This window comes from Burkholderiales bacterium (genome assembly GCA_035518095.1).
Taxonomy (GTDB): domain Bacteria; phylum Pseudomonadota; class Gammaproteobacteria; order Burkholderiales; family JAHFRG01; genus JAHFRG01.
In genome coordinates this window covers 1-23,543 of sequence record DATIXX010000028.1, presented here as the reverse complement: position 1 = coordinate 23,543, position 23,543 = coordinate 1, and the positions used below count along the sequence as shown (strand labels likewise).

Annotated in this window: 29 protein-coding genes; 12 read left to right on the top strand and 17 right to left on the bottom strand. The window is 53.7% G+C overall.

Annotated elements, in window-relative coordinates; all coding sequences use genetic code 11:
* Positions 1 to 63: 63 nt before the first annotated feature.
* Together pyrC and rsmI are read right to left on the bottom strand one after the other, a co-directional pair.
* Positions 64 to 1,095, bottom strand: coding sequence for a dihydroorotase (pyrC, locus tag VLV32_05130; GenBank protein ID HUL41272.1), 1,032 nt, complete (start codon positions 1,093 to 1,095; stop codon positions 64 to 66).
* Between the two features lie 32 nt (positions 1,096 to 1,127).
* The gene (rsmI, locus tag VLV32_05125) at positions 1,128 to 1,988 is read right to left on the bottom strand and encodes a 16S rRNA (cytidine(1402)-2'-O)-methyltransferase (GenBank protein HUL41271.1); all 861 of its coding nucleotides are present in this window, start codon (positions 1,986 to 1,988) and stop codon (positions 1,128 to 1,130) included.
* On the opposite strand from rsmI, the gene VLV32_05120 reads away from it, so the two are divergent.
* The 5 genes from VLV32_05120 to VLV32_05100 all read left to right on the top strand — a co-directional run bounded on the left by VLV32_05120 (position 1,983) and on the right by VLV32_05100 (position 5,302).
* A complete protein-coding gene (locus VLV32_05120; protein HUL41270.1) occupies positions 1,983 to 3,116 on the top strand; it encodes a penicillin-binding protein activator in 1,134 nt (377 codons plus the stop codon). The genes rsmI and VLV32_05120 overlap by 6 nt on opposite strands.
* Positions 3,100 to 3,450 carry a YraN family protein gene (locus tag VLV32_05115; protein ID HUL41269.1) on the top strand — a complete coding sequence of 117 codons (351 nt, stop codon included), beginning with the start codon at positions 3,100 to 3,102 and terminating at the stop codon, positions 3,448 to 3,450. Before VLV32_05120 ends, VLV32_05115 begins: the two co-directional genes overlap by 17 nt.
* A 50-nt stretch (positions 3,451 to 3,500) precedes the next feature.
* Positions 3,501 to 4,091: a phosphoheptose isomerase gene (locus VLV32_05110; GenBank protein HUL41268.1), complete on the top strand. Its 591-nt coding sequence runs from the start codon at positions 3,501 to 3,503 to the stop codon at positions 4,089 to 4,091.
* Positions 4,091 to 4,690, top strand: a complete 600-nt coding sequence (locus VLV32_05105; protein ID HUL41267.1) for a BON domain-containing protein — start codon at positions 4,091 to 4,093, stop codon at positions 4,688 to 4,690. The genes VLV32_05110 and VLV32_05105 overlap by 1 nt, the downstream gene beginning before the upstream one ends.
* Positions 4,691 to 4,816: 126 nt before the next feature.
* Positions 4,817 to 5,302 (top strand): adenylyltransferase/cytidyltransferase family protein, encoded by a 486-nt coding sequence (locus VLV32_05100; GenBank protein HUL41266.1) that lies wholly within the window; start codon positions 4,817 to 4,819, stop codon positions 5,300 to 5,302.
* Between the two features lie 20 nt (positions 5,303 to 5,322).
* Here VLV32_05100 and VLV32_05095 read toward each other — a convergent pair whose 3' ends face one another.
* Entirely contained in the window at positions 5,323 to 5,460 is a 138-nt protein-coding gene (locus VLV32_05095; protein ID HUL41265.1) for a hypothetical protein, read from the bottom strand.
* A 154-nt stretch (positions 5,461 to 5,614) separates the two neighbouring features.
* On the opposite strand from VLV32_05095, the gene VLV32_05090 reads away from it, so the two are divergent.
* Positions 5,615 to 6,982 (top strand): FAD-linked oxidase C-terminal domain-containing protein, encoded by a 1,368-nt coding sequence (locus VLV32_05090; protein HUL41264.1) that lies wholly within the window; start codon positions 5,615 to 5,617, stop codon positions 6,980 to 6,982.
* Between the two features lie 9 nt (positions 6,983 to 6,991).
* Here VLV32_05090 and VLV32_05085 read toward each other — a convergent pair whose 3' ends face one another.
* The 4 genes from VLV32_05085 to tyrS form a co-directional block, all read right to left on the bottom strand.
* Positions 6,992 to 7,690, bottom strand: a complete 699-nt coding sequence (locus VLV32_05085; protein ID HUL41263.1) for an SPOR domain-containing protein — start codon at positions 7,688 to 7,690, stop codon at positions 6,992 to 6,994.
* Complete coding sequence (locus VLV32_05080) at positions 7,687 to 8,412, bottom strand: type III pantothenate kinase (protein ID HUL41262.1); 726 nt, start codon at positions 8,410 to 8,412, stop codon at positions 7,687 to 7,689. Before VLV32_05080 ends, VLV32_05085 begins: the two co-directional genes overlap by 4 nt.
* A complete protein-coding gene (gene birA, locus VLV32_05075) occupies positions 8,409 to 9,389 on the bottom strand; it encodes a bifunctional biotin--[acetyl-CoA-carboxylase] ligase/biotin operon repressor BirA (GenBank protein HUL41261.1) in 981 nt (326 codons plus the stop codon). Before birA ends, VLV32_05080 begins: the two co-directional genes overlap by 4 nt.
* A 77-nt stretch (positions 9,390 to 9,466) precedes the next feature.
* Entirely contained in the window at positions 9,467 to 10,666 is a 1,200-nt protein-coding gene (gene tyrS, locus VLV32_05070; GenBank protein HUL41260.1) for a tyrosine--tRNA ligase, read from the bottom strand.
* 102 nt (positions 10,667 to 10,768) lie between these two features.
* On the opposite strand from tyrS, the gene VLV32_05065 reads away from it, so the two are divergent.
* Positions 10,769 to 12,088, top strand: a complete 1,320-nt coding sequence (locus tag VLV32_05065) for a peptidoglycan DD-metalloendopeptidase family protein (GenBank protein ID HUL41259.1) — start codon at positions 10,769 to 10,771, stop codon at positions 12,086 to 12,088.
* 18 nt (positions 12,089 to 12,106) lie between these two features.
* Positions 12,107 to 13,204, top strand: a complete 1,098-nt coding sequence (locus VLV32_05060) for an anhydro-N-acetylmuramic acid kinase (protein HUL41258.1) — start codon at positions 12,107 to 12,109, stop codon at positions 13,202 to 13,204.
* A 48-nt stretch (positions 13,205 to 13,252) separates the two neighbouring features.
* Here VLV32_05060 and erpA read toward each other — a convergent pair whose 3' ends face one another.
* The 6 genes from erpA to rplM form a co-directional block, all read right to left on the bottom strand.
* On the bottom strand, positions 13,253 to 13,603 hold the full coding sequence (gene erpA, locus VLV32_05055; GenBank protein HUL41257.1) for an iron-sulfur cluster insertion protein ErpA: 351 nt from the start codon (positions 13,601 to 13,603) through the stop codon (positions 13,253 to 13,255).
* A gap of 68 nt (positions 13,604 to 13,671) precedes the next feature.
* Positions 13,672 to 14,079 carry a polymer-forming cytoskeletal protein gene (locus VLV32_05050; GenBank protein HUL41256.1) on the bottom strand — a complete coding sequence of 136 codons (408 nt, stop codon included), beginning with the start codon at positions 14,077 to 14,079 and terminating at the stop codon, positions 13,672 to 13,674.
* Between the two features lie 14 nt (positions 14,080 to 14,093).
* Positions 14,094 to 14,831 carry a DUF6776 family protein gene (locus tag VLV32_05045; protein ID HUL41255.1) on the bottom strand — a complete coding sequence of 246 codons (738 nt, stop codon included), beginning with the start codon at positions 14,829 to 14,831 and terminating at the stop codon, positions 14,094 to 14,096.
* Between the two features lie 2 nt (positions 14,832 to 14,833).
* Entirely contained in the window at positions 14,834 to 15,862 is a 1,029-nt protein-coding gene (gene argC, locus VLV32_05040; GenBank protein HUL41254.1) for an N-acetyl-gamma-glutamyl-phosphate reductase, read from the bottom strand.
* Positions 15,863 to 15,973: 111 nt separating this feature from the next.
* Positions 15,974 to 16,372 carry a 30S ribosomal protein S9 gene (gene rpsI, locus VLV32_05035; GenBank protein HUL41253.1) on the bottom strand — a complete coding sequence of 133 codons (399 nt, stop codon included), beginning with the start codon at positions 16,370 to 16,372 and terminating at the stop codon, positions 15,974 to 15,976.
* Between the two features lie 12 nt (positions 16,373 to 16,384).
* Positions 16,385 to 16,813 (bottom strand): 50S ribosomal protein L13, encoded by a 429-nt coding sequence (gene rplM, locus VLV32_05030; GenBank protein ID HUL41252.1) that lies wholly within the window; start codon positions 16,811 to 16,813, stop codon positions 16,385 to 16,387.
* A 622-nt stretch (positions 16,814 to 17,435) separates the two neighbouring features.
* Between rplM and VLV32_05025 the strand changes: the two genes are divergently transcribed.
* The 3 genes from VLV32_05025 to VLV32_05015 are packed head-to-tail and all read left to right on the top strand — an operon-like array spanning position 17,436 to position 19,167.
* On the top strand, positions 17,436 to 18,020 hold the full coding sequence (locus VLV32_05025; GenBank protein ID HUL41251.1) for a YdcF family protein: 585 nt from the start codon (positions 17,436 to 17,438) through the stop codon (positions 18,018 to 18,020).
* A gap of 29 nt (positions 18,021 to 18,049) precedes the next feature.
* Positions 18,050 to 18,469: an OsmC family protein gene (locus VLV32_05020; GenBank protein HUL41250.1), complete on the top strand. Its 420-nt coding sequence runs from the start codon at positions 18,050 to 18,052 to the stop codon at positions 18,467 to 18,469.
* A gap of 44 nt (positions 18,470 to 18,513) precedes the next feature.
* Positions 18,514 to 19,167, top strand: coding sequence for a hypothetical protein (locus tag VLV32_05015; GenBank protein ID HUL41249.1), 654 nt, complete (start codon positions 18,514 to 18,516; stop codon positions 19,165 to 19,167).
* 19 nt (positions 19,168 to 19,186) lie between these two features.
* Here the strand turns inward: VLV32_05015 and coq7 are convergent, their stop codons facing one another.
* The 3 genes from coq7 to VLV32_05000 all read right to left on the bottom strand — a co-directional run bounded on the left by coq7 (position 19,187) and on the right by VLV32_05000 (position 22,469).
* Positions 19,187 to 19,810, bottom strand: coding sequence for a 2-polyprenyl-3-methyl-6-methoxy-1,4-benzoquinone monooxygenase (coq7, locus tag VLV32_05010; protein ID HUL41248.1), 624 nt, complete (start codon positions 19,808 to 19,810; stop codon positions 19,187 to 19,189).
* Positions 19,800 to 21,074: a (Fe-S)-binding protein gene (locus VLV32_05005; protein HUL41247.1), complete on the bottom strand. Its 1,275-nt coding sequence runs from the start codon at positions 21,072 to 21,074 to the stop codon at positions 19,800 to 19,802. Before VLV32_05005 ends, coq7 begins: the two co-directional genes overlap by 11 nt.
* Positions 21,075 to 21,152: 78 nt before the next feature.
* Positions 21,153 to 22,469, bottom strand: a complete 1,317-nt coding sequence (locus VLV32_05000) for a porin (protein ID HUL41246.1) — start codon at positions 22,467 to 22,469, stop codon at positions 21,153 to 21,155.
* Positions 22,470 to 22,524: 55 nt separating this feature from the next.
* On the opposite strand from VLV32_05000, the gene VLV32_04995 reads away from it, so the two are divergent.
* Entirely contained in the window at positions 22,525 to 22,728 is a 204-nt protein-coding gene (locus VLV32_04995; GenBank protein HUL41245.1) for a hypothetical protein, read from the top strand.
* A gap of 260 nt (positions 22,729 to 22,988) precedes the next feature.
* Here VLV32_04995 and VLV32_04990 read toward each other — a convergent pair.
* Positions 22,989 to 23,543, bottom strand: a 555-nt coding sequence (locus tag VLV32_04990) for an indole-3-glycerol phosphate synthase TrpC (GenBank protein HUL41244.1), incomplete at its 5' end; no start/stop codon positions are given.

Sequence of the window (23,543 nt, the reverse complement as noted above, 5' to 3'; positions counted from 1 at the left end):
TTGATATTGGCGCGACGAATGCCGCGGTGTACGCAGCTTTCAACTGCCTAACTACATGCGTTGCTAAACCAGGCGCCAGTCGACAAATTCACCAGCGCGCAACGGCACCAGGCTTTGTTTCCCGAAACGCAGGGAGTCGGGTACTTTCCATCTGCGCCTGACAAGTACAGTTTTCTGACTATTTCGCGGCAGCCGGTAAAAATCGGCGCCGTGCAAGCTTGCGAATGCCTCAAGCTTGTCCAGTGCGCCGGCTTGTTCAAAGGCTTCGGCATAAAGTTCGATTGCCGCATGCGCGGAATAAATTCCCGCACAGCCGCACGCTGCTTGTTTGGCGTTTTTTGAATGCGGAGCGCTGTCGCTTCCCAAGAAAAATTTAGGATTACCGCTGGTCGCCGCTTTGATGAGCGATTGCCGGTGTGTTTCCCTCTTTAACAGCGGCAAACAATAATGGTGCGGACGCAGGCCGCCGAAAAACATCGCGTTGCGATTGAGCAGCAAATGGTGAGCGGTAATCGTTGCCGCGACATTATCTGACGCACGTGTTACATACTCCACCGCCTCGCTCGTAGTGATATGTTCGAATACGATTCGCAGCCGAGGAAAGCGTTGCGTGATCTGTGACAAAACGCGCTCGATGAACACTTTCTCGCGGTCGAAAATATCCACTCTTGGGTCCGTTACTTCACCATGCACCAGTAGAGGCATGTCTTGCTTCTCCATTTGCTCCAGCACTGCGAAACAACCACCCGGATCGGTGACACCGGAGCTTGAATGGAACGTCGCGCCGGCAGGATAAAGCTTCAGGCCATGAATAATTCCGCTTTGTTTGGCTTTGACAACCTCACCCGGTTCGGTTTTGGCAGTCAAATACAAGGTCATCAAGGGCTCGAAAGTTAATCGCTTGGGAAGCGCGGCAAGAATCCGTCTGTGGTATGCCTTTGCCAATTTAGTAGTCGTAATCGGCGGTTCAAGATTGGGCATGATAATGGCGCGCGCAAAGCGCCGTGCAGTGTGCGCGACCACGGCGCGCATCGCATCGCCATCGCGCAAATGCACGTGCCAATCGTCCGGACGGGTGAAAGTTATTTTCTGCAATCGCCTGATCCTTTTATTGTCTCGCTATGCCGTCAAGGCTTACCCTTGATTTCCAGGGCCGCTGCGTAAAGTGTTTTGCGGCTCTCGCCGCAAATTTGGGAAGCGAGTTTCACCGCCTGCTTGACCGATAGCTCTTGCAACAGGATCGTCAACATGCGCGTCGCATCGTTGCGAGATGCCGCGGGCTTCCCGGTCCCTGAAACCAACAAAACGAATTCACCTTTCTGATGATCTTGATCCCGTCTTAACCATTCGAGTGCCGTATTCAGTGTTCCGGTGTAAATATTCTCGAACAATTTGGTGAGCTCCCTTGCAATGGTAATGCCGCGTTCGCCGCCAAATACGGCTTGCATATCGGTGATGCTTTCCACAATGCGGTGCGGCGCTTCGTAAAAAATTAGCATAAAAGGCAGGGTCACAAGATCTCCCAACTCGCGGCGCCGTGCCGACGGCTTGCTGGGTAAAAATCCGTAAAATAGATAATGCGACACGTCCTGCCCTGAAACCGACAGTGCGCTCACTGCGGCATTTGCGCCGGGCACCGGAACCACGCGGAATCCGGCCTGGCGCACGCGGCTTACGACGATGGCACCGGGATCGCTGATTGTGGGTGTCCCCGCATCGCTGACCAGAGCGACAGATTTTCCCTGCTGTAACAGCGCAATCACCCTTTCAGACGCGCGCTTTTCGTTATGTTCTTGCAACGCCATCATTTTCGCGGGGATTTGAAAATGCTTTAGCAGGCGCGAAGTGACACGTGTGTCTTCCGCGGCCACAATGTCCACCTGTTTCAATACCTCGAGCGCGCGCAGCGTGATGTCCTGCAAATTTCCAATCGGGGTAGCAACTACATATAATAACGGCTTACCCGCCTTGTCATGTATTGAATGCAACGCTTGCCGGCCTTTCTGCTGACGCTGTTGGCGATACTATACGGATGCGCCATAACATTTGCCACCCGCGCTGAAAATGCAGTGCCGCAAGCAGGGCAAACTGCGCCTGTTAAGTCTCCTGATATAAACCCTCAAGCCAATCCGCCTAGTCCGCATGTTGCTTTAATCCTGCCCCTTAAATCAGACTCGTTCGGCGCCGCTGCAGAGATTGTCCGCCAGGGCTTCATGGCGGCTGCCAACGGCCAGGGTGGCAGCCGTCTGCCGGTGCGAGTCTATGCAACAACCGCGCAAAGCGATGAGATCCTGGCAACCTATCAGCTCGCGCTCACCGCCGGAGCGCAAGTCGTAGTGGGTCCGCTCACCCGAGACGGTGTTTCTGCTCTGGCCAACAGCGGGTTGGTGCGCGTTCCGACACTTGCACTCAATGTGCCGGAAGATTCTCCGGTGCTGCCACCCGATATGTTTACTCTCAGCTTGCAGGTTGAAAGCGAGGCTCGGCAAGTTGCCAACTTGGCCTGGCACGATGGCGGGCGCAAAGCGCTCATCATTTGCGCCGACACGCCGCTGGACAAACGCATGCAGGAGGCATTCGCAGACGAATGGCAGAAACTGGGTGGTGTTGTTGCGGGACAGCTCGTATTCAACGGTGAGCAGGACAGCTTGTTGGCGCTCAAGCAGGCAGCGGAAACGAGCGACGCCGACATGATTTTCCTTGCGCTTGAAGCGAAAAATGCGCGGCTGGTACGGCCTTACATCGATTTGGACGTAAACATCTACGGCACCTCACAGATCTTCAGTGGAAACGGTTTGGGAACTTTGAATCTGGACCTTAATGGTATACGCTTTGTCGATATGCCGTGGCTTCTGCAATCCGATCATCCAGCGGTAATGATCTACCCTCGTCCGAAGAATGCTGTGATCGTGGATTTGGAACGGCTTTATGCTTTGGGCATAGATGCTTTCCGCATTTCCCAAGACTTATCCACAATTGACCCGAATTCGCGCTATACCCTGGATGGCGTCACCGGCAAGATTAGCCTCAACCCCGACCATCAGTTCGTACGCAAACTCACCCCTGCGATATTTTATCGGGGTCAAGCCGTTGTGCTAAATGAACCGAAACACTGACGGCATAGCAGCAGAACGCGTTGCCGCGATATTTCTGCAAAAGCAGGGTCTTGAGTTGCTCGAAGCTAACTACCGTTGCCGCTTCGGCGAAATAGATCTTGTTCTTCGGGATGGTGATACGCTGGTGTTCGCAGAAGTACGGTTGCGGACCAGCGGCAATTTCGGCGGTGCCGCAGCAAGCATTACCGCCAAAAAGCGGGAGAAGCTGCTCAGAGCCGCGCGCCACTACCTTGCATCCAGCAAAAACACCCCGCGTTGCCGATTTGATGCGGTATTGCTAAGCGGAGTAAGCAAGCAGGAAATAGAGTGGATAAAAAACGCGTTTGGAGAATAGCCGCAAAATATCGCACAATATGATACCGCGAAGCCAATCGGGATAAGCAAATGGATTTAATCGCCAGAATCAGCGGACATTTTTCCGACAGCGCGCACCTCAAGTTGCAGGCAATGGACGCCTTGGCGGTACCCATTGCGGGAGCCGCCGAGCGCATGACGCAATGCCTCATGCGTGATGGAAAAATTCTTAGTTGCGGCAATGGTGGCTCGGCTGCCGACTCTCAGCACTTTGCAGCCGAAATGTTAAATCGCTTCGAAATGGAACGTCCCGGACTTGCGGCGATCGCGCTTACCACTGACACCTCAACGCTCACGTCGATTGCCAATGATTACACCTATGACCAGGTATTCTCCAAGCAGGTGCTGGCTCTGGGACAAGCGAACGACATGCTGCTGGCAATCACCACGAGTGGAAATTCACGGAACATTCTGGAGGCAGTGCGCGCCGCCCACGAGCGGCAAATGGGGGTGGTCGCGCTCACGGGAAAGTCCGGAGGGCAGTTGGCCGACATACTTGCCTCTGAAGACATACATATCTGCGTACCGGCAAACAGTACGGCGCGCATTCAGGAAGTTCATTTGTTGACCCTGCATTGTCTGTGCGATGCTATTGATTGTTTACTGCTGGGAGTCGATTGATGCGCCACTTGACGTTTGTTATCCTGGTCGTAAGCGTTCCCATGCTGCACGGCTGCGTAGCTTTAGTCGCCGGCACTGCCGCAGGGGGTGGGGTGGTGGTTGCAGAAGATCGCCGCTCCAATGCGGCAATGCTCGACGACGAGGGCATTGAACTGAAAGCGCAGAGTCGAATTTCCGAGAAATTCAAGCAGTACAGTGACACCATTCACGTTAATGTCACCAGCTACAACCGCATTGTGCTGCTCACCGGGGAAGTACCGTCCGAAGAAGTTAGATCGGGAATCGAAAATCTGGTAAAAGATATTCCAAATGTGCGAAATGTGGTTGACGAATTGGTTATCGCTGAGCCCACTTCGTTCAGTTCGCGCACGGACGACACCTTGATTACTTCCAAAGTAAAAACGCGCATCATCGAAGCCAAGAAATTCCAGCCGAACTGGGTCAAGGTGGTGACGGAAAACAAGGTGGTCTACCTGATGGGCATCGTGAACCACACTGAAGCCAGCGCTGCCGCGGAAATTGCCAGCACCACCAGCGGCGTCGACAAAGTGGTGAAGGTGTTTGAGTACACAGATGATGCCAACGCCAAGAGTTCTTAACCGGCTGCTCAAATAGAGCGTATTTTTTGATTTATCCGTTGGACGGCATTTCAAACTCAGCCTACGAATTTATTGCCAACCCCGGTATACCCGCCGGGGCGGGATAGACCTAACTATTCTTAAGCCATGTATCCCGCCCCGGACTTTGAACATAAGCTGTGCGAGCCGGGCCTCCTCGCAACGCGCCTCGAATCTCTGCCGCGGCCGCGGGTATTCACCAATGGCTGTTTCGAACTTCTGCATCGCGGTCACGTCACCTACCTTGCCCAAGCCAGAGCACTAGGCGCAAGTCTGATCGTGGGTGTCAACACGGACGCTTCTGCCCAGCGCCTCAATAAGGGAAACGGCCGGCCGGTGACGACCCTGGTTGACCGGACGGCGGTGGTCGCGGCGCTGGCGTCCGTAAGCCTAGTCACCTGGTTCGATGAAGATACGCCGCTGACACTGATTCTCGCGTGCAGGCCGGATATCTTGGTTAAAGGCGGGGACTGGAACGTGGAAAATATTGTAGGAGCGAAAGAAGTCTCAGGCTGGGGCGGTAAAGTGCTTTCGATACCCTTCCTACATAACAGGTCGACGACGGCGCTGCTAGCGAAAATTCGCGGTATGTAAATCCGCTTAGTCCAATCCTGCTACAGCCAAATTACCGCCGGGAACACGGTCAGCGCCAGCACATACAGCAGCCATTCCAGGTTATGCCTTGCCAGCCACCCGGTGTAGTGCATGATAACCAGCGTGATTGCTAAAACATAGAATGCCGCGAGTAACATAACATTTTTCCTCGATGAATTTAGGCCAAGTATAAAACATTTCCGCCGCCAAATGATATGCCGGAAGGGCTAGCCGGGCTCGCCGCGAACCGTCCGGGTAAATCTTCCCTAATGTTATAATCTTCGTTTGTCAACCGGTTTCTGACTGTTTCTCATGCTTTCCAGAGAATTTTCACGCCGTCTGCAACAGGTCCTCCCCGTGCAAAATCTATTCACCGATCCCGTGGATTGTTATGCGTATTCCTACGATAACACGCGCAAGACCTACCCGCCCGAAATGGTGGCATTTCCCACGGACGCGACGCAAGTGCAAGTTATCGTTGAGATGTGCAACGAATTCAAGATCCCGGTTACTGCGCGCGGGCGCGGCACGGGCACGTCTGGGGGCAGCCTTCCCGAGCAGGGCGGCGTCGCGCTTTCGCTGGAACGCATGCGCCGTATTCTGTCCATTGATTCCGCAAACCGTGTAATCGTCGCTGAACCGGGCGTGCTCAATCAGGAAGTCCAGGACGCTGCAAAAGCAATTGGATTTTTCTGGCCACCCGATCCATCCAGTGCCGCGTATTGTAGCATTGGCGGCAATCTTGCCACCGGCGCGGGCGGTCCGCATGCGGTGAAATACGGCACGACTCGCGACCATGTACTCGGATTAAAAGCGGTAACCGGCACTGGCGCAATAATTAAAACCGGCTGCTATACCACCAAGGGCGTGGTGGGCTATGATCTCACGCGACTTATCATCGGCTCCGAGGGTACGCTGGCAGTCATTACCGAAGCCACGTTGAAGTTGAGCCCGTTGCCCCCGTTCGCGGAAGGTATCACGGCCTATTACCGTGACGCAGCGAGCTGCGCGCAAGCGATCATCGCAATTATGTCCCAGCCCAAGGTGCCAAGCGCATTGGAGTTCCTGGATCACGGATCCCTTAACCTGATACGCGCCCATCATCCGCGCATGTTGCCGGATGACGCCCGTGCAATGCTCATGATCGAAGTGGACGGCTCGAAAAATGAAATCACGGAAACACGGGAAGCGATACTTCCTGGCTGCCGCAATCCCGGACTGCTGAAAGCGCAATCGGTAAGTGATGCCCGCGCACTCTGGGAAGCGCGCAAGGCCCTCGCGCCGCTGCTGCGTGCTATCGCGCCGAAAAAAATCAACGAAGACATCGTTGTGCCGGTATCAAAACTTCCTGAACTACTTGAGGAATTATCTGGGTTGAGCGAACGATATAAAGTCGCCAACGTCAATTTCGGACATGCAGGCAATGGCAACATACACGTCAACCTGTTGGTGGACCCAGCGGATGTTGATCAGATGCGGCGTGCCGAAACCTGCTTGAGCGACATATTCGACCTGGTGCTGAAGCTTCGTGGCACGCTCTCCGGTGAACATGGCGTGGGAAGCGAGAAACGCGCTTTCGTTTCCAGGGAAATCGACGCTCCAACAATGGCAGTGATGCGGGGCATCAAGCGTGTATTTGACCCCAGCAATATACTTAATCCCGGGAAGTTGTTTCCTTAAAACGGCAAATCAGTGCACGGCGCTGGCGCTCTCAAATTTGGCGCAGTCTACCGTTTTAAGCTCGCTACCCGAAAACTTGCTCTGTAGTTCGGCAAGTTTGCTCGCCTGGGCGTCGCCAACGCCGCGGATCTGGAAAAAAATTCGCTTGACTTTTTGATTGCGCTCCCCGATGACCGCCGATTTGACCCCTTTTGCCTGAAGTTTGGCGAGATAACTTCGCGCCAAATCCTCACTTTTGAATATCCCAAGTGAAATAGCGTTATGCCACTGGCTGTTGTCCTGCACGAGGAAGTACTCCGCAATTCCGCGCGCCTTGAGTTCACCGATTTTTTTTTCGGCGTCTTTCTTGCTCTTCAACGGCGGAATATAAACCCAGTAATCCACCGTTTCTTCACCACTACGCAGGGTTACCTTGTCGCCGAGTTGTAGTTTTTCCAGCGCCTCCTGGACTCGTGCCTGTTCATTGCCGCTGAATGCTCCCCATTCAAGACACCCCAAAGGCCTGCTCGCAGACGGGGCGGTTTCCGGTTTTTGCGCCGGTTTCGTCGCCGGGGCCATGGGCACTTCTTTGGGTTTGATCAGTTTTATTTTTTCAGGATACAGTTGACGATAGGCGACTGACTCTTCGTCGCGCCCTCCGGCAAGCAACTGCGTATAGGCAAGGTATCCCACATTGGCGAGCAACAAAAGGTAGAAAAACCACTTCACTTTGCGGCGCCTTCCGTAGCGATGATCACCAAACCCTCCAGCACCAGATTATCGATGATTTTGGCAGGCGGCCTGAGATGCGGATGAAGATCCCTGGCGTTGCCTCCGCTCAATATACACAGTGGAACTTCGCTTGGGTGCAGAGAATTTCTTATGCTTTCGATAGCACCACACAATGCCAGCACAACCCCGCTTTGAATCGCGTCCGCAGTATTGACAGGAAACGGCTTGAATGCTCCGCGTTCAAGTTCGAGTACCGCGGTATTTTCTGCCAGTGACTCGCGCATTAGCGACATTCCGGGAATAATCAAACCTCCCAAAAAAACACCCTCGCCGGACAAGGCGTCCACTGTCACCGCGGTGCCGGCATTTACCACCACACACGCCTCACGACAGACGTGCCATGCTGCAATCGCCGCGGCCCAACGGTCTGCGCCCAGTTGCGAAGGAACCGCATAGGTATTATGCACCCCACATTGAAACGCCCGCGCGTTAACCCAATGAGTCTTGGCATGGAAGCCATTGATCAATTTTTGCAAAGCGGACCCGATCTTCTTCCCGGCAACATTGGCGATTACGACGCGATTAGGGGAAGGCTGGTTATGCCACGCTTCACGCAAACCCGAAACATCGCCGTGATCGGCTGTTCCCAGACTGATCCAGGTGCCATTATGTAAGCCCCATTTGATGCGGCTGTTGCCCGCGTCTACTGCAAGAATCACAGGACATGCCCCGCACGCAGGCTAATCTCTCCCGTGTTGTAACGGCGCTCTCCGTCACTTGTCTTGATCAGTAACGCGCCCGCAGTGTCGACGCCCGTCACAATGCCTTCATCGGTGCCATTTTCTGGAAGCAGAATTCTGACATTTTTATTTTGGTACGCGTGGTGCTCAACCCATTCTTTCCGCAAACCGCTGAATCCGTGCACCGCGAAAATATCCAGTACTTGGGCCAGGTGCCGCAATATGCATGCTAGCGCATGGTTGCGCTCCGGGACTAGGCCGGTAACCGAATATAAGTCTGTTGTCTGCTGTCCAATAACAGCCTTTGTTCGTTCCGAGAGCTTGAGATTCATTCCGATGCCGATGACCGCAAGGCTCGGCCCCAGCACATCTCCCTGTACTTCGATCAGGATGCCCGCAAGTTTGCAATTATGATGCACGACGTCATTCGGCCATTTCAATGCTGCGCCGCTTACGCCGAGTGACTTTAGCGCGCGCAGTAGCGCCACCCCTACTGCCAGACTTAAGCCGGTCAGAAAACCGACGCCCTGGTCAATGCGCCACAGCAACGAAAAAGTCAGCGCTCCACCCAAATTCGCGTGCCAGTGTCGTCCGCGTCTGCCACGCCCGCGCGTTTGCAGTTCCGCCGCCAGCACGCTGCCATCTACTGCGCCAGAAGCCTTTTGCATTAGCAAAGTATTTGTCGAATCGATGCAATCAATAAGTTCAAGTTTAAACCGGTTTGCATGCGCGCCCAGCGCTGAAATAATCCTGGACTTATCCAACCATTGCACGGGTTCGGCCAAACGGTAGCCGCGCCCGCGGATTCTGTACAGCGTCAAACCCATTGCATCCGCCTCTTTTAACGCGTTCCAAATGCTGGCGCGGGAGACACCGAGCATGTTTGCCAGATCTTCGCCGGAGTGGAACTCGCCATCCGCGAGTAGCCGCAATACCGCGAAGGTCAAGGGTTTCATGGGTTAATTAGAATAGCATCCACAACGGGGATGTAAAGGTGTCAAACATGAGCTTGTGTGCGGACTTAACGCTTGATTCAGATTAGCTTGATTCTCGCGAATTTCCGTTTGCCGACCTGCAAGATAATGGTTTTCCCTTTAGGCAGATTAAGTGATTTATTGCTTACTTTGGCACCGTCCAGCCTTACTCCACCCTGTTCGAGCATGCGCAAGGCTGCGGACGTGCTTGCGGTCAATCCTGCCTGCTTCATCATCTGTGCAATTCCAATGCCTGATTCGCCGGCTTGCAATGTATATTGCGGAAGCACGTCGGGAAGCGCACCGTTTTTGAAACGCGCTTCAAAATCGACGGCAGCCTTGTCTGCCGCCTTCTTACCGTGAAACCGCGTCACGATTTCCTGCGCAAAGATGACCTTAATTTCGCGTGGGTTGCGGCCCTCCTGCACCTGCTCTTTCCAGCGTGCAATCGAAACGAGCGGCTCGAAAGAAAGCAAGTCTACGTAACGCCACATTAGCTCGTCTGAAATCGACATCAATTTGCCGAAGATCTCCTGGGGTGATTCGGTGATTCCCACATAGTTGCCAAGTGACTTGGACATTTTGTTGACGCCGTCCAATCCTTCCAGCAGCGGCATGGTTAATACGCACTGCGGTACCTGCCCAAACTGCTTCTGCATTTCGCGACCCATCAGCAAATTGAATTTCTGGTCCGTGCCGCCCAGTTCCAGGTCGGCTTTAAGCGCCACTGAGTCATAGCCCTGCACCAGCGGGTAAAGGAATTCGTGAATCGCAATAGGCAGATTGCTTTTATAGCGCTTGCCAAAATCGTCTCGCTCCAACATTCGCGCTACAGTATAAGTCGCGGCCAGTCTTATCATGTCGGCTGCGCTGAATTTGTCCATCCAAGTGGAGTTAAATACGACCTCCGTTTGTTCCTTTCTCAGGATTTTGAAAACCTGGCCGGCATAGGTCTGCGCGTTTTCGGCGATCTCCTTGCGCGAAAGCGGTGGCCGAGTGGCATTTTTCCCGCTCGGATCACCGATCATGCCGGTGAAATCGCCAATTAAAAACAACGCCTGATGACCGAGGTCCTGCAACTGGCGCATTTTGTTGAGCAGCACAGTATGACCGAGATGCAAATCAGGCGCGGTCGGATCAAAACCGGCTTTAACGCGCAATGGTTTGGCCGATTTTAATTTTTCTATCAATTCGCTTTCGACCAGCAGCTCATCGCAGCCGCGTTTGATGATCTGCATGGCTTGTGCAATTAGGTCCATTCCGGTTACAAATTCGTGGTGAAGTCTGGGCTGGGAGGAGTTCGTTTTGCCGTTGCTTTGTTTTTTGCTAAACTTGCCTACCATGCAATCCCCAAAAAGCCGATGACCGGCAATAAAATAATAATTCTAGCGCAAAAGGTAATACGGCTCACACCGAAAATCAGGCGGCGCTGGGTGTTGGCGTTGCTCACGATTCCATTGTTCAGCATGGTGGCCGCTTTTGGCATTGCCGCCTACGCCCCGACCCGCTCGGTTCCCATGGAAACAGTCGTTGAAGAACTGGATTTGCCGCCGCACACGGTCGATGGCGCAATGCCTGGCGAATTCTGGCGTGAAGAACGCATCCAGCGCGGGGATACCATTATCAGCCTGCTGGCAAGACTGGGAGTAAGACGGTCAGAGGTAATTTTTCTAACGCGCAATGTCAAGCAACTCAAGCCGCTGCGTCAACTCGTGCCGGGCAAGACCGTGCAGATCGTTACCGGGAATTCGGGCGAGTTGCTGTCGCTGCGTTATATAGAAAGTAATGGGAGTATATTCGTCGCGGAAAAAAAAGTAGGCGGCTTCATGTTCAGTGAGCAGCCGTTGGCGTTAGAGCGGCTAATCGTGATGAAATCGGCAAAAATCAGCAGCTCGCTGTTTGCCGCGACCGATGCGGTGAATCTACCTGACAGCGTCTCCTTGCAAATTGCCGATATCTTTTCTTCGGACATAGATTTCCACCGTGACATCCGGGAAGGCGACAGCTTCAGCGTAGTCTACGAAATGTTTTTTGCGGCTGGAAAACCGGTCAAAAGCGGACGCGTGTTAGCTGCTGAGTTTGTCAACCAGGGCAAACGCTACCAGGCGCTGTACTTCAACGATGGCCGCGGGTATGGTGGCTATTACACACCCGATGGGAAAAATATGCGCAAGACGTTCCTGCGCTCACCACTGGAATTTTCGCGCGTGACGTCCGGTTTCAGCAATATGCGCTATCATCCCCTGCTCAAGGAATGGCGCGCTCATAAGGGCATAGATTACGCGGCGCCTATTGGAACGCGAGTCAAAGCCACCGCTGACGGGACCGTCAGCTTTGTCGGCGAGCAGAACGGATACGGGAATGTGGTAATACTTAAACACCAGCGGATATACGACACGGTTTACGGTCATCTTTCGCGTTTTGCAGTCGGATTGCATCGCGGTCAGAAAGTAAAGCAGGGTGATGTCATCGGCTATGTCGGGATGACGGGACTTGCCACCGGTCCGCATTTGCATTACGAATTCCGCATCAACGGCGTACAGCGGAATCCGGCGCAGGTTGCGATACCGGAAGGGCGGCCAATCACGCCGCAGCTTATGCCGGCTTTTTACGCTGCCGTCAGCCCGTTGATCACACGACTTGCGTTGGCGCGTGGCACTCACTTCGCCAAGCTCGATTAAGCACCGTCACACCATTCCTTGAAAGCGTCAGAACTACTTGTCGGGATTATGTCCGGCACCAGTCTCGATGGGGTAGACGCGGTGCTCGCCGACTTCAGCCGTCACCCATGGCGGCTACTTCACCATTTCTACCAGCCTTATAGCAACACACTGCGCGGCCAAATGTTGTCGTTGCAGCACCCGAACGAGAATGAATTGCATCGTGCCATGCTCGCTGCAAACGAAGTTGCGCGTTGCTATGCCACGACCGTCAACGAATTGCTCGCGCAGACGCGCCGCAAGGCCGAACAAATCCGCGCCATCGGCTGCCATGGGCAGACGGTGCGCCACAATCCGCAACAAGGTTACAGCGTGCAGCTATGCAATGCCGCCCTACTCGCTGAATTGTGCAAAATCAGCGTAGTGTCTGATTTCCGCAGCCGTGATATTGCAGCAGGAGGAAGTGGCGCGCCGCTGGTACCGGCTTTTCACCGCGCGCTTTTTCCCAGCCGGACTGCTCACCGGGTAATCGTGAATGTTGGGGGCATCAGTAATCTCACCACGCTGCCGCGCAAAGGTGCGTATTTCGGCTTCGACTGCGGCCCCGGCAACATGCTCTTGGATGCCTGGTGCGAAGTCCAAACCGGCCAGCGCTTTGACGCGGACGGCGCGTGGGCGGCAAGCGGAAACATCATTCCTGATTTATTGAAGCAGTTGCTTGGCCACCCTTTTTTCAGGCAGCAGCCGCCGAAAAGCTGCGGTCGCGAACAATTCAACCTGCAATGGTTGAACGGTTTTTTGTCAGGAAAGGAAGCAGCTCGGGACGTCCAAGCAACGTTGCTGGATCTGACTGTGCAAAGTATCGCTCAAGCCGTTTCAGAGCACTGTCCAGGCGCAGAGGAAATTTATTTGTGTGGAGGTGGAGCACGCAACCGGGTACTGGTTGAGAAATTGCGGCAAGCTCTGCCGGCTATTAAGACCGGTGTTACAGACGCATTGGGAATTAATCCGCAGGCGCTTGAAGCCTATGCATTCGCATGGCTTGCCTGGCAGACTTTGCAAGGAAAGCCTGGAAATCTTCCGCAAACTACCGGCGCTAAAGGCGAGCGTGTACTGGGAGCAATTTACAAAAAATAACGTGAGCCTAGTGCGGGCATGCGCCCTTCCATGCACGCCGCGATTGATTTAAGCCGAGAAAGAAGAGCCGCACCCGCACGTGGACGTAGCATTTGGATTCTTGATCACAAATTGCGCTCCTTCCACTCCTTCCTGGTAATCAATTTCCGCTCCCGCTAGGTACTGAAAGCTCATAGGATCGATCAACAGCGTCACACCGTTTTTTTCCATTGACGTGTCGTCCTCGTTCCTAACTTCGTCAAACGTAAAGCCGTACTGGAAACCGGAGCAACCGCCCCCAGTCACGAATACGCGCAACTTCAAATCCGGGTTGCCTTCTTCGTCAATTAACTGCTTGACCTTGCTCGCCGCGCTCTCGGTAAAAATAAGGGGCGTCGGGATTTCAGTCATCGTGTTCATTTTAAGCTCCTAATGCGCCAAATAAAAAAACATAAGAGTTCTATTATGCGTCGTGGTTTCCGTCCCGGTCAATCGCTAGTTGCCGGCTTGAACACCAGAACTTTGTCCGCGGCCTCACCGTCCTGATAGACCAACCGGCCTTGTACCACCGCCCCCAGCTGGATTTCCATGGTTTTATAGTATATATCGCCCGTGACATTCGATTTTGCCTGCAACTCGATGTAATCGCTTGCGTGTATTGGACCAACCACGCTGCCGTTGATCACTACGTGCGAGACGCGGATTTCGCCTTCGATCCGCGCCTGCTCGCTCAGTACCAACGTGCTTGCAGTATCACTATTCGATACCACATTACCGCGGATATGCCCATCCACGCGCAATCCACCGGTGAAATTTACGTTGCCTTCAATGCTGGTCCCCGCGCCTATCAGGCAATCTATTCGATTCTGCGGTTTGCTCGGTCTTTTACCAAACATGTGGCATTCTCCATTCAAGACAGGTTTACGGTTTGCGTGAGTTTCGCGTCGCCCGTACCATTCTCAAACACCCGCACCTGTACACTTGTTGCTACTGCACCCGGTTCAACCCGGAAACTGCCTTCAACTCGTTGGTAATACTTGAAGTTAACATTATACGCCTTAAGATCCGAATCATTTTGTTCCGGGATCGTCATCACGCTTTTTTGGCCGTTTTGGAGTACATCGACGATGAATTGCAATTTACCCTGAAACTCCTTTTGTCTGGGTCCCATCTGCAGCAGCAACAGGCGGTAGCGATATTCGCCCGGTAAAGAGTCAGGCTCGACGTTAAAGCGGTAAATGCTCACGGCTTCCCTGCTGCCTGTGGAAAGCAGGCTTTGAAAAAAAGCCAGGTCTTCCTTGAGACTGGTGTTCTCGTCGCTCAGGTCTTTAACCTGTTTTGCCAAATCCCCATAGGTCGAGCGCTCGATCTGAAGTTGGCGCTCGCTAGCAGCAACTTCTTGCCTCAGAGCCGCGTTTTCAGTTTGCAGGCGCGCATTGAGTTCAGCTTGGCGCGCCATTTCATGCGCCGCTTGATCGCTATCAAACCCGGCGAATTTTCTGCCGTTATCGTACATCCACCATGCCAGAGCAATAACCATGGTGATTACGGCAATGATCGCAAGCCAGCGCCAATACCAGGCGACTTGCGTGCGCACCGCCACTCTGCGCGTGGCGATGCCCGACCTAGTTCTCAGCGTTTTGATCATAATTAGGGTAGCAACGCCACATGATGCAAACCTGCGGATTCAGGAAATTCAAACATGATGTTCATGTTCTGCACCGCCTGTCCGGCCGCTCCTTTAACGAGATTATCGATTACCGACAGTACAACCACGGTATCTCCGTTTTGCGGTCGATGTATGGCAATTCGGCAATAATTTGCTCCACGCACCGAACGCGTATCCGGATAGCTTCCGGGAGGAAGCACATCCACAAACTCTTCCGCCGCGTAACGTTTCTCATACAGCGCTTGCACGTCGGCTTCGCGCGTGAGACGTGCGTAAAGAGACGCGTGGATACCGCGGATCATTGGCGCCAGGTGCGGAACAAATGTCAATCCCACTTCCTTCCCGGCAACTTCAGTCAACACCTGGCGTATTTCAGGCCAATGACGGTGGGCACCCGCACCGTAGGCCTTGAAATTATCCGATGCTTCGCTAAACAACGTTTCAATTTCAGCTTTGCGCCCCGCACCAGAAACCCCCGATTTGGCATCGGCGATCAGATGCCCAGCATCGGTCACACCCGACTCGACAAATGGCAGAAAACCAAGCAGCACTGCGGTCGGATAACAACCAGGGTTTGCGACCAACTGTGCCTGTCTAATTTTATCGCGGTTGATTTCCGGCAATCCATATACCGCTTCACTCAGCAGTTGCGGGCATGCATGCGGCATACCATACCATTTTTCCCATGTCGCAGCATCTTTGAGGCGGAAATCCGCTGCTAAATCTATCACCCGCACCCCGGCATTCAGCAAAGCCTGTACCTGTTGCATGGCGACGCCATGCGGCGTGGCGAAAAATACCACATCACAGGAATCGAGTTCCGATTCCGAAGGATTCACAAATTTCAGATCGATCGTCCCGCGCAGGCTGGGGAACAGTTCACTTACTTCCATGCCGGCTTCGCTACGCGAAGTGATTGAGCTCAAGCTGACCTTGGGATGATGCGCAAGCAAGCGCAGCAGCTCAACTCCGGTATATCCGGTGCCCCCGACAACCCCGACTTTCAACATAATTTCCTTTGCGACCCGCGGCAGACCTAATGATGGTAAACAGGCCTGCCAGATTAGGCAATGAAAAAAGCCGCTCGCAGCGGCTTTTTATCAATCGAGAGATTCTATCTATCAGCGTTTGGAATACTGCTTGCGCCGCCGGGCCTTGTGCAGTCCCACTTTTTTGCGCTCCACTTCGCGGGCATCGCGCGTAACCAATCCTGCTTTGCTTAAGACGGGCTTCAGGGTACCGTCGAAATCAATCAATGCTCGCGTAATTCCATGTCTCACCGCTCCCGCCTGACCCGACTCACCGCCACCCTGCACGTTCACCATTATGTCAAAAGTAGACATATGACCCGTCACCTGCAGCGGCTGCCGTACAATCATGCGTCCCGTCTCACGAGAAAAAAACTCGTCCGCCAGTTTATCGTTGACAGTAATGATACCCTTGCCCGGTTTCAGGAATACCCTGGCGACCGCGCTTTTGCGCCTGCCTGTGCCGTAATTATAGTTTGCCACTGAGTGCATCCTTGGTATCAATTATACTTCCAGTTTTTGCGGCTGCTGCGGGCCGTGCGGGTGGCTCGTTCCACTGTACACCTTGAGTTTGCGCAACATAGCGTAGCCCAGCCGTCCTTTGGGTAGCATCCCCTTTACCGCTTGCTCGAGGACTCTGCGCGGGAAACGCGCATGAAGCTTCGCAAAATTAATGCTGTACATCCCGCTCGGATATCCGCTATAGCGGTAATACACCTTGGCTTCAGCCTTGTTACCCGTAACGCGCAACTTGTCGGCATTAATGACGACAATATAATCGCCGGTATCTACATTGGGCGTGTACTCGGGTTTGTGTTTGCCACGTAAACGGCGCGCAATTTCACTCGCGAGTCGACCCAACACTTTGCCGTTTGCATCTACCAGGTACCAACCGCGTTTGACTTCAAGCGGTTTGGCCGAAAATGTATTCATGATGCAAGCCCGGTTGATTGATAAGCCAGAGAAAGTCGCGCATTTTATGCTAGATTGAGGACCGCGTCAAACAGCGAAAAGGATCGAGCTGATAATACCAAGCGGGCAAATCAGCCATTCAAAGCTCAGCAGCAAGAAAGCATTATCAGGAAGGCTCTATTGCGCCGCACCAACACAGCTTCCGCTCGACCTTGTCCATTCGTAGGACAACGAAGCTTCACCGATAAAGGGCAAAAAAAAGCGCAATCACGAGGACTGCGCTTTAGTTCCATCAAAGGAGGAGGATGGAAGAGACAACACGTAAGTGCCTAGGAAGACGACTTACGTATAAGCATTTTCCTCTTTTTTTGCGATTTCCACAAGTTTTTTTGTGCAACGCAATTAAACTTCGTCATAAATCAATTATTACAGCTTATAAACATATGGTTACGCTATCGTGGACTGGTCTGGCTCCAAATTATTAGCTATTTTCTTGCTGCCTCCATTGAACGCATTGCTGCTCGGCACAGCAGGCTTGCTATTGCTAAAAAATTCGCCGCGAGTCGGCAAGCTACTCATGGCATTGTCGTTGCTATTGCTTTATTTGCTATCCACGCCTTTTTTTACAGCTCGGGGGTTAAATGTGCTCGAAACTCCCCCGTTGCACCCGTCTGGTACGCGGGATATGGCGCAGGCCATCGTTGTACTTGGAGCCGGAACCTATTTTCATGCGCCGGATTACGGATCGGATACGGTAAATCGTCTGGCGCTGGAACGCTTGCGTTACGCCGCACGCCTGTATCGGGTGACCGCAAAACCCGTCCTTGTTTCCGGTGGCAAAGCGCAAGGCAGTATCGTTTCCGAGGCGGCTCAAATGAAATCTGTGCTGGAAAATGAATTCGGCGTTCCGGTTACGTGGGAAGAGCCAGCGTCCGAAACCACGTTCGAAAGCGCATTAGATTGCCGCAGCATTCTCAAGCCTGCCGGAATCAGCCGTATTTATCTGGTGACTCACGCATGGCATATGCGCCGCGCCGAACTTGTCTTTAAAGCCGCCGGGTTCGACGTCGTACCTGCGGCCACTGGCTACACCACGCTGGGTCCGGATCCGCTGCAACTTTACGTGCCTAACCCGCAAGGGCTGTTTGAGGGCTATCTGTTCATCCATGAAGTCGTTGGATTGCTTTGGTACCAAATCAGGATCTCTGTTAAAAAGTTCATGAGATAATCGCGAGACAGGCATTTGAGGGGAGCCGCATGAAAGCGCGAATCAAATGGGTTGAGCAAGTGAGTTTCCTCGGGGAGTCGGAAAGCGGCCATGCCATCCTAATGGACGGAGCGCCAGAAGGAGGGGGGCGCAATCTGGGTCCGCGCCCCATGGAAACAGTATTGCTCGGAACCGGCGGCTGTACCGCCTACGATGTGGTATTCATACTCAAAAAGAGCGGCCAGTCAGTCAGCGACTGCGTAGTCGAAATTGATGCCGAGCGTGCGGCGCAGGACCCGAAGGTATTTACCCGAATCCAATTTCATTTCATCGTAAGCGGCAAGAGCCTTAACCCGCAGCGGGTGCAACAGGCCATTCACCTCTCGGCGGAAAAATATTGCTCGGCCTCGATCATGCTGGGGAAAACGGCCAAAATCACTCACGATTATGAAATCGTGGAAACCGGCTGATAGACAAAATTCATTCTTTGGACGCCGCGCGTTCTGGTTAAGCAATGATGTCATCGATTCTGGCATCTTCGTCGTTTTTCATCTTTGCCGTTGTTCTCGGGGCGCTCGGCGCAATTTCGATCATTGCTGCGCTGGTCGCGTTGTCCAGGGCTCGCCCGCTGCGGTTCGCTTTGCGCACACTGAGCGGCTTGCTTTTCCTAGCGCTCGGCGCACTCATCGGCACGATCGCGCTCGGCATGCAGGGCTATCGCGCGCTTACACGCGAGGAGCTTGCTGCGCAAATATCGGTGCGCCCCACAGGCCCGCAGCGGTTTGAGGCGGCCTTTCGTTTCCCCGATGGCCGCAAAGCGGTTTTTTCGCTCGCCGGCGACGAGATCTACGTCGACGCGCATATACTCAAGTGGAAACCGCTAGGTAATCTGCTGGGCTTGCATACCGTTTTTGAACTCGACCGCGTGGCGGGGCGCTACCGCGCCATTGAGCAGGAACGCGCGGCCGTTCGGACCGTTTACTCGTTGAGCGAGGAAAAGCCGGTGGATCTTTTTGGCTTGAGGCAACGTTACGCGTTTCTTGCACCGCTTTTCGACGCAGAGTACGGCTCGGCGACTTTCGTGCCCGTAACACAGCCCGCCAAGCTGCAATTGCTTGTTTCCACCACGGGCTTGCTTATCCGCGAAGCAAACCCCGGCCCGAAATAGCCTCGAACGAAGAATAAATTCAAAACCGGAACGCAGTTTTGGTCATTACCCTGGACACGAGACGCATCGCCAACTTCAGAGGCCGGGGCAGTTCAGCAGCGCCGTACGAGACGGCGGTAGTGGCGTGACTCGCTTCATCGCTTTTCATCTGTTCAAGGATTGCCCTGCTTTTATAATCCAGTGGCGGCAATTGCCGCAGGTGCTTTTCGAGATGCCGTTCCACCTGACGTTCCGTTTCCGCAAGAAAGCCCAGGTTCCATTGGTCGCCCAGCAGCCCAGCGAGCCCACCCAAAGCAAACGAGCCGCAGTACCACAATGGGTTTAAAAGACTCTTGCGCCCGCCCAGTTCCTCAATGCGACGTTCGGTCCAGGCCAAGTGCTCGGTTTCTTCGGTTGCCGCTTTTCTCAGCGCTTGCTGCAGCGTCAGGTTGCGCGCAGTAAGCGCCTGTCCTTCGTACAGCGCCTGTGCGCAAATCTCGCCACTGTGATTGACGCGCATCAATGCTGCTGAGAAACGGGTTTCGGCGTCGCTGAGCTCTGCTTCCTCAAGATTTTCCCCCGGCATGGGGCGCGCGCTTTGTGCGGTCACCGCCAATGTGCGCAGGGCCTTGTCGAACTGAATTATCAAATCATCAAGCGTCATCGTCTTTGAATCCCATTTGTCGCGCAACAATAGTTACCGGGTGCGCGATCTTCGCGTTCAGCCTTTCTTTGCCCAACGCTTCGGCAAAATGCATGGCGCAGCCTACGTTGGACGTGGCAAGCCAATTGGCGCCCGTATCCCGCATCGCACTGATTTTATCATCCAACAAAACTTGCGCCATTTGCGGTTGGGAAAGAAAATAACTGCCGGCAGCTCCGCAGCATTGGTCATTGCCCGCAAGTGCCTCGACCCGCGCTTGCGGTATACGCTGCAGCAAGACATGAGGTGCTTTCTCTTTGCGCATGACATTGCGCAAGGTGCAGGGGTCATGCACTGCGATTTTCTCAGCAAGCGGCGCAACCGCGACGTCGTCCCAACCCTTGGCTACCTCGAGAAATGCGGCAACATCAGCAACTTTCGCAGTAAAGGTTTCAGCCTCTTTGCCCAGTATCAGATGATACTCAGCCAGCATCGCGCCACAGCCCGAGGCAGTGCTGATGATCGCGTCCGACCCGGGTGAGCCAAGCGCCTTGAGGTTTTGCGCAGCCAATTGCCGTGCTGCGGAAGCCGCGCCTGAGTGCAGGTGTATAGCGCCGCAACAGGCTTGATTTTTGGGCACGCGCACGGTGTATCCCAAGCGGTTCAAAACGAAAATTGCGGCTTTGAGCGTAGTATCGTCGGTAATTCGCGCGATACAACCCAGAAACAGTACCACTTCGCCACGGACTGTCACGCTTGCGGGATAGACTTCACGCCAGTTGAAATTGCCGGAAATCGGCGGCAAATGCCGCTCAAATTCACCAAGCCCGATCCAGCGCAGCAAATTGAAGCGCCGCACTAACCGCTGCACTGGGCTGCGCTGATAAAAGCGCAAAAGCGGCGCAAGCTTTTGCAGACGGGACGGTTTAGCGATCAGCCCGCCCCACGCCAACTTGAGCAGGATTTTTCCGATCCCGCCGCGAGGCCGAGCAGCTTCGATGGCAACGCGCACACTGTCAACCAACTCGCCATAGGCAACACTGTTGGGGCAGATGTTTTCGCAGGCGCGGCACGTCAAGCATAAATCGATGTGCTCGATAAAGCGCTCATTCAGCGGAATGCGCGCTTCAAGAACGCCTTTCATGAGCTGAATGCGACCGCGAGGTGAATCCGCTTCTGAAAGCGTCTTTCGGTAGGTTGGGCAATGCGGCAGGCACAATCCGCAGGCGACGCAGCGGTCCGCGAGCTGAAGCAGCGCTTGGGATGGTAAATCATCTGGCCTCATCCCGCCAGCATACCTCCTTGCGCAGGAAATAAAAACGGGCGCCGCAGCGCCCGCAGATAATTGCCTAAATCTTTTTTATTAGAACGAATGCCGCATTCCCAGCGCGATCGATTGAATATGCGAACCACCCGGAACAGCGGTGCTGGTCGGCGTATTGCCGTTACCCAATGCATAATCCGCGTAGGTCCCGTTGTTCATGCGGGCATAAAACAAGTACACTTGGGTGCGCTTGCTGAAGTCGTAGCTGCCACCAAAGGTGAAATTCAGCGCCCCGGTATCGCCTGCCGAACACCCGGCCCCGCCGGCTAACGTGCAACTGCCGCTATGCGCATCACCGACGCCTCCGCGCAGGGTCCACGGGCCTATCTCATGCAGTAACGTGACGTAAATTGCATCGCGGCCAAAATGATTCACGTGGGCCGCCACGCTGTCACTGTTGTTGTAAGACAGTCTTTCCCATGCGCCACTTAGTGTCGTGCTGCCAAAGTGCTCCCAAGCAAACTTGTAGCTGACTATGGCCTTATTTTCATTGTCCCGCGACGTCGTGTCGGTGCCATTGGTTGGTAACGCGGTTGCACCGGCTATCGCGGAGAGCCCGAAGTAATCGCGGTGCTGTTCAAACGTGTACATTACGCGCAACCCTTTGAGCTGGTACTGTAGACCCAGCCCATAAATGGTGGGGTTAATATTCGGGTTCGCAGCAGTTGAAGGTTCAGCCGCTCGCTGCTCATTCGCGGAATAGGCGAGCCTGGCAGTGAAGCCAAAAATGTCAGGAGTCCAATATTGCACGCTGTTGCCTTGCCTGCGGTCGAATGAAGCGTCTGCTGCGTTAGGGGCACCCGCCGGGCCAACGCCACCTGCACGGCCGCCTTGCGTTGTAGTGGCTACGTTAAAACCGGGTGTGCCCAGAATTGCATTGCTTGCGGCATCCGAAGTTGCCCACCACGCATCGATTGAATTCGCATAGTATTTAGCCGGAAGGTCCCATTGCCCATAAAAGATCGTCCCGAGTTTATTGCTCTTAAGACCTATCGCCGTGTTGCGCGAAGACCAGAACGTTGAACCCGAATCGATGTTGGCTTGAGACTCGACCTGGAACCATGCCTGCAACCCCAGCCCCAAATCTTCATACCCCCTGAAACCAACATTTGAAGAGTTCGAAGTCACTTTGTTCCTGGAGGGCTGGGCAGCGCCTACCGGATTCGCCACCCCGACAAAAGTTACACCGGGTACCGCTGGAAAAGCCACAATCTGATTTCCACCGGTCGCTTTCATATTCTCGAAGTCGGCGTTCAACGTGCCGTAAATCTCGACATTACCACTGTCTGCGAGTGCTGCGCCCGAAATCAATACCAATGCGGAAGCAGCCGTAAAGTAAAGCAGGGTCTTTTTCATTGGGTTCCTCCTCGAAGAATTTTTTTCTGGCTTAAAATTTGAGCGGGACGGAAACATGTCGCAAAAAGAGAAATTACAAAGTAATACTCCTACAGGTAAAGCCAAAATGTCAAGAACCAAGGTAACATCTTCTGGTGAGTGTTGTAAAAAAGAAACACTTCGTTTAATTGTCGTTACAATACTTTCAGTTAGCTTACAAATTACAAACCTCATTTTTTCGGGCTTTGATCGTGCAATCGAAGCCAGGACTGATAAATGATGAACTGCCTGACTGGAGCTACGTCGTGAGATTGAGCAAAATTTGCGCTATATGCAAAGATATACCGATTGATTATGCTCGACCGCCTGCAAATTTTGAATGGCCTTTAACAGATCCTAAAGGCTCTTTATTACAGGAATTTGACGATCGAGACTCGTGTTATGGGCGCAGAATTCACCGTTTCCGGCTTCGCGCTCCAACAAAAAAGCCTGGAGTACCCCAAGTACCAAGTGACATTTGCAGCGTGCGCTAGGCTGCGTTCAAGCAAAAATCCTGGCCAGTTCAGCGCCGGGGTCCACCGCACGCATCAAAACTTCACCGACGAGAAAGCATTGAACGCCATTTTCGCGCAGCAACTGCACATTCTCCGCTTCAACGATTCCACTCTCGGTAACCGCGATGCGCCCCTCCGGAATCAGTTTAATAAGTCTTAAAGTTGTATCTAGATTGGTTTCAAATGTGCGCAAATCACGGTTATTAATGCCGACCAGCGGGGTTTTGAGCTGAAGCGCGAACTCCAGTTCTCTGGCATCATGCGCTTCAACCAGAACGGCCATGCCCAGACTGTGCGCCAGTGTTTCCAGTTCCTTCATGCGCGCTAAATCCAGCAACGCCACGATGAGCAGCAAGCAATCGGACCCGATTGCCCGTGCTTGATACACCTGGTACGCATCGAGCGTAAAATCCTTGCGTAAAACCGGAAGCGTGCACGCGGCTCGCGCCTGTCTCAGGTATTCATCATCCCCACTGAAAAACTCCTGGTCGGTGAGCACCGATAGGCATGCCGCGCCGTGTTCGGCATAACTTCGCGCAAT

Excerpts from the sequence above, each read along its gene's own strand:
- VLV32_05120 (HUL41270.1), top strand. The coding sequence starts at position 1,983 with ATGCAACGCTTGCCGGCCTTTCTGCTGACGCTGTTGGCGATACTATAC.
- VLV32_05115 (HUL41269.1), top strand. The coding sequence starts at position 3,100 with ATGAACCGAAACACTGACGGCATAGCAGCAGAACGCGTTGCCGCGATA.
- VLV32_05110 (HUL41268.1), top strand. The coding sequence starts at position 3,501 with ATGGATTTAATCGCCAGAATCAGCGGACATTTTTCCGACAGCGCGCAC.
- VLV32_05105 (HUL41267.1), top strand. The coding sequence starts at position 4,091 with ATGCGCCACTTGACGTTTGTTATCCTGGTCGTAAGCGTTCCCATGCTG.
- VLV32_05100 (HUL41266.1), top strand. The coding sequence starts at position 4,817 with ATGTATCCCGCCCCGGACTTTGAACATAAGCTGTGCGAGCCGGGCCTC.
- VLV32_05095 (HUL41265.1), bottom strand. The coding sequence starts at position 5,460 with ATGTTACTCGCGGCATTCTATGTTTTAGCAATCACGCTGGTTATCATG.
- VLV32_05090 (HUL41264.1), top strand. The coding sequence starts at position 5,615 with ATGCTTTCCAGAGAATTTTCACGCCGTCTGCAACAGGTCCTCCCCGTG.
- birA (HUL41261.1), bottom strand. The coding sequence starts at position 9,389 with ATGAAACCCTTGACCTTCGCGGTATTGCGGCTACTCGCGGATGGCGAG.
- tyrS (HUL41260.1), bottom strand. The coding sequence starts at position 10,666 with ATGGACCTAATTGCACAAGCCATGCAGATCATCAAACGCGGCTGCGAT.
- VLV32_05065 (HUL41259.1), top strand. The coding sequence starts at position 10,769 with ATGACCGGCAATAAAATAATAATTCTAGCGCAAAAGGTAATACGGCTC.
- erpA (HUL41257.1), bottom strand. The coding sequence starts at position 13,603 with ATGAACACGATGACTGAAATCCCGACGCCCCTTATTTTTACCGAGAGC.
- VLV32_05050 (HUL41256.1), bottom strand. The coding sequence starts at position 14,079 with ATGTTTGGTAAAAGACCGAGCAAACCGCAGAATCGAATAGATTGCCTG.
- VLV32_05045 (HUL41255.1), bottom strand. The coding sequence starts at position 14,831 with ATGATCAAAACGCTGAGAACTAGGTCGGGCATCGCCACGCGCAGAGTG.
- argC (HUL41254.1), bottom strand. The coding sequence starts at position 15,862 with ATGTTGAAAGTCGGGGTTGTCGGGGGCACCGGATATACCGGAGTTGAG.
- rpsI (HUL41253.1), bottom strand. The coding sequence starts at position 16,372 with ATGCACTCAGTGGCAAACTATAATTACGGCACAGGCAGGCGCAAAAGC.
- rplM (HUL41252.1), bottom strand. The coding sequence starts at position 16,813 with ATGAATACATTTTCGGCCAAACCGCTTGAAGTCAAACGCGGTTGGTAC.
- VLV32_05020 (HUL41250.1), top strand. The coding sequence starts at position 18,050 with ATGAAAGCGCGAATCAAATGGGTTGAGCAAGTGAGTTTCCTCGGGGAG.
- VLV32_05015 (HUL41249.1), top strand. The coding sequence starts at position 18,514 with ATGATGTCATCGATTCTGGCATCTTCGTCGTTTTTCATCTTTGCCGTT.
- coq7 (HUL41248.1), bottom strand. The coding sequence starts at position 19,810 with ATGACGCTTGATGATTTGATAATTCAGTTCGACAAGGCCCTGCGCACA.
- VLV32_05005 (HUL41247.1), bottom strand. The coding sequence starts at position 21,074 with ATGAGGCCAGATGATTTACCATCCCAAGCGCTGCTTCAGCTCGCGGAC.
- VLV32_05000 (HUL41246.1), bottom strand. The coding sequence starts at position 22,469 with ATGAAAAAGACCCTGCTTTACTTTACGGCTGCTTCCGCATTGGTATTG.
- VLV32_04995 (HUL41245.1), top strand. The coding sequence starts at position 22,525 with ATGTCGCAAAAAGAGAAATTACAAAGTAATACTCCTACAGGTAAAGCC.